2 protein-coding genes are annotated in these 10020 nt (G+C 69.5%); both read right to left on the bottom strand.

The window, feature by feature from the left end; genetic code table 11:
• On the bottom strand, positions 1–896 hold an 896-nt coding region (locus ACFVT1_RS40740), incomplete at its 3' end, for a beta-ketoacyl synthase N-terminal-like domain-containing protein (RefSeq protein WP_389805783.1).
• A gap of 16 nt (positions 897–912) precedes the next feature.
• The gene (locus ACFVT1_RS40735; RefSeq protein WP_389805786.1) at positions 913–9885 is read right to left on the bottom strand and encodes an SDR family NAD(P)-dependent oxidoreductase; all 8973 of its coding nucleotides are present in this window, start codon (positions 9883–9885) and stop codon (positions 913–915) included.
• Between the last annotated feature and the right edge of the window lie 135 nt (positions 9886–10020).

Here is a 10020-nt window from a genome sequence, read left to right as displayed (position 1 = left end):
ACCGCCAGCACCCGATGACCATTGGCCCGAGCATCCGACAACTTCTCCAACAGCAACAACCCAGCACCCTCGGCAAACCCCGTGCCATCCGCACCGTCCGAGAACGCCTTGCACCGCCCATCCGTGGACAGACCCCGCTGCCGTGCGAACTCCGTGAACAAAGCAGGCGTGGCCATCACCGTCGCCCCGCCGGCCAGCGCGAGCGAGCATTCGCCGCTGCGCAGAGCTTGGGCCGCCAGATGCACCGCGACGAGCGACGACGAACACGCCGTATCGATCGTGACCGCCGGACCCTCAAAACCGAACGTGTACGAAATACGACCCGACGCCACACTCGTGGTGGTGCCCGTCAGTAGGTATCCCTCGTGATCCTCGGAGGGTTCGTCGAGCTGCGAGCCGTAGTTCTGCGAGATGACTCCGACGAAGACGCCGGTGCGGCTGCCCTTGACGTCCTCGGGGCGGATTCGGGCGCGTTCCAGTAGTTCCCAGGAGGTCTCCAGCAGCAACCGCTGCTGCGGGTCGATGGCCTCGGCCTCGCGGGGGCTGATGCCGAAGAAGGCGGCGTCGAACCGGTCCGCGTCGGTGAGGAACCCACCCGTGGTGCAGTAGGTCGTACCGACGGTCTCCGGGTCGGGATCGTAGAGCGCCTCGCGGTCCCAGCCACGGTTGTCGGGGAACTCCGCGATGGCGTCGTCGCCTCGCTCCAGGAGCGCCCACATCTCTTCCGGTGACGACACCCCGCCGGGGAACCGGCAGCTCATGGCCACCACCGCCACCGGCTCCAGGTCCCTGCCCTCGACCTCCGCCTCCGCCTCGCGCAAACGCTGACGGGTCTGATGCAGGTCGGTGGTGACGCGCTTCAGGTATTCGCGAAGCTTCTGCTCGTTGTTGGCCATGACCTGGTCAGCCCCCTCAGGAGATTCCGAGCTCGTTGTCGATGAAGTCGAAGATCTCGTCGTCACTGGCGGATGTGATCTTTTCGTTGACGGCGTCGTTCCCGGCGTCGCTTCCCGTGCCGTTGCCGAGCGCGTCCCGTGCGTTGCCGAGCTTGACCAGGAAGTCCTGTAGCCGGGCGGTGAGTTCGGTGTATGTAGCGTCGTCCGTGAGCGCTTCGCCTGTCGACGGGGCCAGGGTGGCGGGCCCGTCGGTGGCGGTTCGGGACAGTGACGCCTCAAGCCTGTCGAGTTCGGCGAGGACCGCCGTGACCGTGCCGGTCGCTCCGTCGGTTCCGGGCGGCGGTGCCAGTTGCTCGCGCAGCTGGTCGGCGAGTGCGGCCGGTGTCGGGTGGTCGAAGACGAGCGTGGCCGCCAGAGGCAGCCCCGTCGCGGCCTTGAGCCGGTTGCGCAGTTCCACGGCCGTCAGGGAATCGAAGCCGATCTCCTTGAACGCCCGGTCGGCGACCACGCTGCCGGGTGAGGAGTGGCCGAGGACCGCTGCCACATGGGTCCGTACGAGATCCAGGAGCAGCGCCCGCTGCTGGGTCCGGTGCAGCCCGGCCAGCCGTGAGGTCCACGGCTGTTCGCCGCTCTCCGGTGCTGTTCGGCGGCCCGCGGCCACACGTCGTGCCGGTGTGCGGACGAGGGCGCGCACCATGTGCGGGAGGGCCGACGGGTCGGTGGAACGGAGTGCGGCGGTGTCGAGGGGCGCGGTGACCAGGACTGCCTGACGAGTGGCGCGAGCGGCATCGAAGAGTGCCAGTCCCTGCCCGTTGGTGAGCTGTCGGGCCCCGGCGCGCTCCAGCCTGGTGCGAGCGGCCGCGTCCAGGTGCCCGGTCATGGTGCTGGCCTCCTCCCACAGGCCCCAGGCGAGTGAGGTGGCCGGAAGTCCGTGTGCGTGCCGGTGCTGGGCGAGTGCGTCGAGGAATGCGTTGGCCGCCGCGTAGTTGGCCTGCCCCGGCGTGCCGAGCGTGCCGGCGAGGGAGGAGAAGAGCACGAAGGCCGACAGGTCGAGATCGCGGGTGAGTTCGTGCAGGTGCCACGCCGCGTCGAGCTTCGGGCGGAATACGGTATCGAGTCGCGCCGTGTCCAGGGCGGGGAGGACCCCGTCGTCGATCACGCCCGCGGCGTGGATGACAGTGGTCAGCGGATGCGCCTCGGGTACGGAGGCGAGCAGTTCCGCGAGCTGGTCCCGTTCGGCGACATCGCAGGCGGCGATCGTCACGGATTCCGCGCCCAGTGCGGTCAGTTCGCTTGCGAGGTCGTCCGCGCCCTCCGCCTCCCGGCCACGACGACTGGTGAGCAGCAGATGCCGCGCACCGTGGTGGGTGACCAGTTGCCGTGCAAACAGGCTTCCGAGGGTTCCGGTGCCGCCGGTGATGAGGACGGTGCCTTCGGGTTCGCTCGGCACGGGCAGGGTCAGCACGATCTTGCCGGTGTGCCTGGCCTGGCTGAAGTACCGGAACGCCTCGGGTGCCCGGTGGATGTCCCACGCGGTGACGGGCAGCGGCCGCAGTACCCCGTTGTTGAAGAGCCGGACGAGCTCGGTGAGCATCTCCTGGATGCGGTCGGGCCCCGCGTCCAGCACGTCATACACCTGGTAGGCGATGTCGGGGTACTCGGCGGCGACTTCCTGGGCGTCGCGGATGTCGGTCTTGCCCATCTCCAGGAAGCGGCCGCCGCGCGGCAGCAGTCGCAGGGAGGCGTCGACGTACTCCCGGGCCAGGGAGTTGAGTACGACGTCCACGCCCGTGCCCCCGGTCGCGTGGAGGAACTGCTCCTCGAAGCCCAGTTCCCGCGACGATGCGATGTGGGCGTCGTCGAGGCCGAGGGCCCTGAGCGTGGCCCATTTGCCGGGGCTGGCCGTGCCGTACACCTCAACGCCCCAGTGCTCCGCGAGCTGCAGTGCCGCCATGCCCACGCCACCGGTCGCGGCATGCAGCAGGAGGGATTCGCCAGACCTGATCGCCGCGAGATCGGCGAGGCCGTAGTAGGCGGTCAGGAAGACGACGGGGATTCCGGCCGCCTCGGCGAAGGAGAAACCGTCGGGGATCGGGGCCAGGAGGCGCTCGTCGGCCACGGTGATCGGCCCCATACCGCCCGACAACAGGCCCATCACCCGGTCTCCCGGGGAGAAGGCGGTCACCCCGGGCCCGGTCTCCAGGACGACCCCGGAGCCTTCGCCCGCCGCGGGGCGTTCGTCGTCCGGCACCATGCCGAGAGCCAGCAGGATGTCCCGGAAGTTGAGTCCGGCCGCGCGTACCGCGATCCGTACGTGTCCGGGCCGCAGCGGCTCCCGGACCTCGGGGCAGGCGTCGAAGGCAAGGCCGTCGACCCCTCCCTTGCCGGTGAGGTTCAGCCTCCAGGTCGGTGCGTCCTCGGGCGGCACGAGAAGAGCGGAGGTGCCGGCCCGTGCCAGTCGAGCCGCCTGTACGGCCCCGTGGCGCACCGCGAGCTGAGGCTCTCCGCTCATCAGCGCCGTCGGCAGCGCGGCGGCGGATTCGGCCTGTGCGTCGAGGTCGAGGAGGGCGAACCGGCCGGGGTGTTCCGACTGGGCCGAGCGCAGCAGACCCCAGACGGCGGCCGCGTCGGGAGCATCGGTGTGTTCACCGCCGTGTACGGCTACGGCCCCCCGGGTCACGACGACCAGCCGCGCACCAGCAAATCGTTCATCAGACAGCCATTCCTGTGCCAACGCGAGCACCCGGGCCGCCGCGTCATGCGCACCGGATACGGGATCGGCCTGCGCGGGGCGGGGCGGGAGGGTGAACAGGACGTCCTCGGGCAGCGGCAGGCCTGAAGCGACGGCCTCGCCGAGTGCGGCCAGGTCGGGGAAGCCGTGGGGGCGCACTCCGCGGGGCGCCGTGCTCAGCGCCTCCGCGAGCCCGAACGGGTCGTCACCGAGGAGCGCCAGGTCGGGTCCGGCCGGGTCGCTTTCGTCCTCGTCGGCACCGGTCGACGCGCGACCGGTCTGTTCGTCCGTTTCCCGCAGGTCAGGGAGGTCGGTCCAGTCGATGTGGAACAGCGCGTCGGTTCCGTTGGGCGACACCGGGGATGCTGCTGCGGCGCGACGCAGTTCGTCCAGCGGGATCGGTCGCGCCGTGAGCGAGCCGACGGTGAGGACGGGGCCGCCCTCGATGTCGTCGAGCCGGAGGGAGACCGTGTCGGTCCCTGCGGACTTCACGCTGACCCGCAGCTCGCGTGCTTCGGCGGCGTACAGACGTACACCGTTCCAGGAGAACGGCAGCATCACCTGATCGGGCACGTCGCTCCCGGCGGCGAGTGCCAGCGGATGCAACGCACTGTCGAGGAGCGCCGGGTGGATGCCGAAGCCGGTCACCGGGACGTCATCGGGCAGGCGGATCTCCGCGTACGTGTCTCCGTCGAGCCGCCATGCGGCCCGCAGCCCCTGGAAGACCGGCCCGTAGGTGAATCCGATGTCTGCGAGGTGCTCGTAGGCGTCGTCCACGGGGACGGGCTGAGCCCCGGGCGGCGGCCATGCGAGGTCTTGGGCACCGGTCTGCGCGGCGTCGCTCTCCGCGTCCGCCGTTGCCAGTACACCCGACGCGTGCCGGATCCACGGCACGTCTGTGTCCTGCCCGTCGCCGACGGGGCGCGAGTGGACGGTGACGGTGCGGCGGCCGTCCCCGTCGTCGTCCCCTGCGACGATCTGTATCCGGACCTGTTCCCTGCCGGGACCCAGCAACAGCGGTGCCTCGATCGTGAGTTCCTCGACGGAGTCGCAACCGACCTGCTCGCCGGCGTGCAGAGCGAGTTCCACGAATCCGGCGCCCGGCAGCAGGACCGTCCCTCCGACCTCGTGATCGGCCAGCCAGGGGTGGGCGTCGCAGGAGACGACACCGGTGAACACCATGCCTCCGCCACCGGCCAGTTCGACTGCCGCGCCCAGCAGTCCGTGGAGCGACGCGGTCAGACCGACCGATCCGACGTCGCCCGTTTCCTCCGGGACGTCGAGCCAGTAGCGGTCGCGCTGGAACGCGTACGTGGGCAGCGCCACCTTCTTCGACCGGTGCCCCTCGAACAGCAGCGGCCAGTTCACCTCCGCTCCGTTGACCCATGCGTCGGCCATCGAGGAGAGCAGGCGGTCCTGTCCGCCGTCGTCGCGGCGCAGGGTGCCCAGTGCGGTGCCGGGAGCTCCGGCGTCCTCGATGGTCTCCTGGATGCCGACGGTGAGTCCGGGATGGGGGCTGACCTCGATGAACAGGTGGTGATCAGCGCTGATGAGGCTGCGGGTGGTCTGTTCGAAGCGAACGGTGTGACGGAGGTTGTCGTACCAGTAGTCGGCGTCCAGCAGCCGGCCCGCGGGCAGAAGCCCGCCGGTGAGGGTCGAGTAGAACGGCACGTCCGGCTCACCGGGCGTGATACCGGCCAGCAGCCCGAGCAGTTCCTCACGGATCGCCTCGACCTGCGGCGAGTGCGAGGCATAATCCACCGGAATCCGCCGGGTCCGTACCTCGTCCACCGCACACCGGGCCGCGAAATCGTCCAGCGCACCCGGCTCACCCGCAATGACCGTGGACAGAGGACCATTGACCGCCGCGACCGTCGCACGGTCCCCGAAAGACACCAGCCGCTCACGCACCTCCTCCGTACCCAACGCCACCGAAAGCATCCCACCCCGCCCCGCAAGCGCCCCCAAAGCCCTGCTCCGCAACGCCACCACACGGACCGCGTCATCCAGACTCAACGCACCCGCCACATACGCAGCCGCGATCTCACCCTGCGAATGCCCCACCACAGCCGACGGACACACACCCACCGACCGCCACAACGCCGCCAACGACACCATCACCGAAAACAGAACCGGCTGCACCACATCCACCCGATCCAACGACACAGCACCCGGCCGCCCCCACAACACATCCTCCAACGACCAATCCACATACCGCGAAAGCGCCTCACCACACCGACCCACCTCAGCAGCAAACACCTCCGACTCCCCCAACAAACCCACCGCCATACCCACCCACTGCGACCCCTGCCCCGGAAACACGAACACCGGCCGGGCGCCGCCTGCCGAAGCTGTCCCGGTCGTCGAACCGGCCGGAGTCGCTCCGCGCGCCAGTTCGCCGAGGGCGGCCAGGAAGCCGTCACGTCCGGTGGCGACGATCGCGGCGCGCTCGTCGAGCATCGCCCGTGTCGTGGCGAGGGAGTGGCCGATGTCGGTGGGGGTGAGCCGGGGGTGGGCTTCCACGTGCTCGGCGAGCCGCGCGGCCTGCGCCCGCAACGCACCAGGAGTGTGCCCCGACAGCACCCACACCGACGGAACAGAACTCTCCGCAGTCTCAGATCCCTCATCCAGCGGCACTCCGACCGCGTCCCCGACCGCGTCCCCGACCGGGGCCTCTTCGACCGGGGTCTCTCCGGCAAGCGCGTCTCCGCCAGGTGCCTCTTCGACCGGGGCCTCTCCGGCAAACGCGTCTCCGGCAAGCGCGTCTCCGGCAGATGTCTCTTCAGCAGGGGCTTCTTCGGCGGGGGCCTCTTCGAGGATCACGTGCGCGTTCGTCCCGCTGATCCCGAACGACGACACACCCGCACGACGAGCCCTGCCGTTGCGCGACCACTCCTGCGCCTCCGTCAGCAATGACACCGCACCCGCAGACCAGTCGATGTGCGGCGACGGCTCGTCCGCGTGCAACGTCCGCGCCAGCCGCCCCTCCCTCAACGACTCGACCATCTTGATGATCCCCGCAACACCTGCGGCGGCCTGGGTGTGACCGATGTTCGACTTCACCGAGCCGAGGTGCAACGGGCGTCCCGGTTCCCGGTTCTGTCCGTAGGTGGCCATCAGGGCCTGGGCCTCGATCGGATCACCGAGACGTGTTCCCGTGCCATGGGCCTCGACCACATCCACATCGGCAGGAGACAGCCGCGCGTTCGCCAACGCCTGACGGATCACCCGCTGCTGCGACGGACCGTTCGGCGCCGTCAGACCATTCGACGCACCATCCTGATTCACCGCCGAACCCCGCACCAACGCCAACACCCGATGACCATTGGCCCGCGCATCCGACAACCGCTCCAACAACAACGTCCCCGCACCCTCACCCCACCCCGTACCATCCGCATCCGCCGAAAACGCCTTGCACCGACCATCCGGAGACAGACCCCGCTGACGACTGAACTCCACAAACGTGTTCGGCGTCGCCATCACCGTCACACCACCCGCCAACGCCAACGAACACTCACCACTCCGCAACGCCTGCGCAGCCAGATGCACCGCCACCAAAGACGACGAACACGCCGTATCCACCGTCACCGCCGGACCCTCGAACCCGAACGTGTACGAAATACGCCCCGACGCCACACTGCCGGCGCTGCCGTTGCCTATGTAGCCGTCGAAGTTCTCCAGGCGGTGGAAGAGGCGGGCCCCGTAGTCGTTGTACATGACTCCGGCGAAGACTCCGGTCGCGGTCCCGCGCAGCGTGGTGGGGTCGATACCGGCCCGCTCCACCGCCTCCCACGCCGTCTCCAGCAACAACCGCTGCTGCGGATCCGTCGCCGACGCCTCCCGCGGACTCAACCCGAAGAATGCCGGATCGAACTCATCCGCGTCATGCAGAAACCCACCACCGCGCGCATACGTCGTCCCCACCACATCGGGATCCGGGTCGTACAACCCCTCCGTACGCCACCCCCGATTCACCGGAAAATCACCAATCGCATCCGTCCCCTCAGCAACCAACCGCCACAAATCCTCCGGCGAACCCACCCCACCCGGATACCGGCACGCCATCCCCACAATCGCAATCGGCTCCTCACCCTCAACCGAAGAACCCACCGACACGGCAGGAGCATCCGCGACCGTCCCCGATGCCGTGGCGAGGAGGTAGTCGGCCAGTGCCGCGGGCGTCGGGTGATCGAAGACAAGGGTGGCGGGCAGCCTCAGGCCAGTGGCCCTGCCGAGGTGGTCGCGCAGTTCCACCGCCATGAGCGAGTCGAAACCGAGTGCGTTGAAGGCACTGCCCATATCGACGGCATCCGCCGTGGCGTGGCCGAGTACCGCGGCACACTGCTCCCGGACCAGTTGCAGTACGGCGCCGAGTCGCTTCGACTCGGGCAGGACGGCGAGACTGCGGGCGAACGGACTCGATGCACCGCCCGAGGCGCTGTCGGTCGACACCTGCCGCACGGGCACGCGCACGAGGCTGCGCAGTGTGTCGGGCAGGGTGCCTCTTACCGCCTGCTCGTTCAGCACCGCGCGGTCGAATCGCACGGGTACGGAGACCGGCCCCGCGCTCGCGGACGACGCCCGGTCGAAGAGGGCGAGGGCCTGCACGGTCGGCAGCGGCGCGATTCCGCTGGTGCCGACCTGCGACCGGTCCAGGCCCTCCGTCATGCTGCTGGTCTCCGCCCAGAGACCCCATGCCAGCGATGCTGCGGGGAGCCCCGCGGCGCGGCGGTGGTGGGCCAGGGCGTCCAGGTATGCGTTGGCGGCCGCATAGCCGGCCTGGCCGGTGTTGCCGAGCGTGGCCGCGACGGAGGAGAACAGCACAAAGGCGGTGAGGGGCTGCGGCAGGCCGGCGGTCAGTTCATGGAGGTTGCGTACCGCGTCGATCTTGGGCCTGAGCACCTTCCGGAGCCGTTCCGGAGTGAGTGTCATGAGCAGACCGTCGTCCAGTACACCCGCGGCGTGGATCACCCCGGTGGGTGCGTGGTCGGCGAGCAGTGCGGCCAGCGCCTCACGGTCGGCGGCATCGCACACGGCGAGTGTGACCCTCGCTCCGAGGGCCGTGAGCTCCGCCTCCAGTTCGGCGGCGCCTTCGGCGTCCCTCCCCCGGCGCCCGACGAGGACCAGCTCCGCTACGCCGTACCGAGTGACCAGATGGCGAGCGGTCAGAGCCCCGAGGGTGCCCGTGCCGCCGGTGATGAGGACTCGGTTCCCGAAGTCGGGTGCGCGGTCCTCGCCGGGTACGGAGTCGCCGTCGGTCGCAGCATCGGCTCCGGTGGGCTTGAGGGTCTTGCGGACCAACCGGGGTACGTGAGGTTGCCCGTCCCGTAGGGCCAGTTGGGACGCGGAGGAAACCAGTACCGGTGCACCGGTCACGTCGGAGGCGTCGGCGTCGGGATCGAGGTCCAGGAGCACGAACCTGTCCGGATACTCGGCCTGCGCCGCACGCACCAGCCCCCACACGGCGGCGCCCGCCAGGTGGTCGACGCCGTCGCCGGCGCCGACTGCCACCGCACCCCGCGTCACGAGCACGAGCGGCGTTCCGGCCGGTCCACCGCCGGCCACCCACTCCTGAATCAGTGCGAGCAGCCACTCCAGCGTCTCGGTGGGGTCGTCGGAACCACCGGCGCTGCCGGGCAGCACCGGTACGCACACGACGCTGGGCGCCTTGGCCCCGTCTTCGAGCGCCCGGCTCAGTGCGCCGATGTCGGCGTAGCGGCTGCAGGTCTCCAGCCCGATGCTGCGCGCGACGTGCGCAGCAGAGGTGAGAACGGCCCAGTCCTCGGCGGACGAGACCGCATGGCCTGTGGGTATCCAAGCGACTTCGTACAGCGAATCGAGGTCTGCGGAAGCCTCGTCGAATGCCAGGGGGCGGGTCGTCACCGCCTCGGCGGTCAGAACCGGCAGACCAGCGGGGTCGGTCGCGATGAACCGAGCAGTCGTGTCGGTGTTCTTGGTGAGGGTTACGCGGAGACTGGTGGCCCCGGTCGCGTGCAGGACGACGTTCGACCAGGAGAAGGGAACCCGGAGCGGCCCGTCCTCCTCCTCCAGCAACAACGCATGCAGACCCGCATCAAGGAGCGCCGGATGCAGTGTGTGTCCTGCGGGATCCGTCCCCGCCGGCAACTCCACCTCCGCATACGTCGCCCCACCATCCCGCCAGACCCCACGCAACCCCCTGAACACCGGCCCGTACTCATACCCACGCTCAGCCAACCGCTCATAACAACCCGACACATCCACCGCCACCGCACCCACCGGCGGCCACACACCCACCCCCACACCCTCCACACCCTCTCCAACCCCCACCACACCCAAAGACCCCGACACATCACCCCTCACACGACCCCACGCATGCCGAGACCACTCCTCCACACCCACACCACGCGAATA

The sequence above is a fragment of the Streptomyces sp. NPDC057963 genome (assembly GCF_042887155.1).
Lineage (GTDB): Bacteria > Actinomycetota > Actinomycetes > Streptomycetales > Streptomycetaceae > Streptomyces.
Note: the sequence above shows the minus strand (reverse complement) of the source record. Positions and strands in the feature narration are given on the sequence as shown.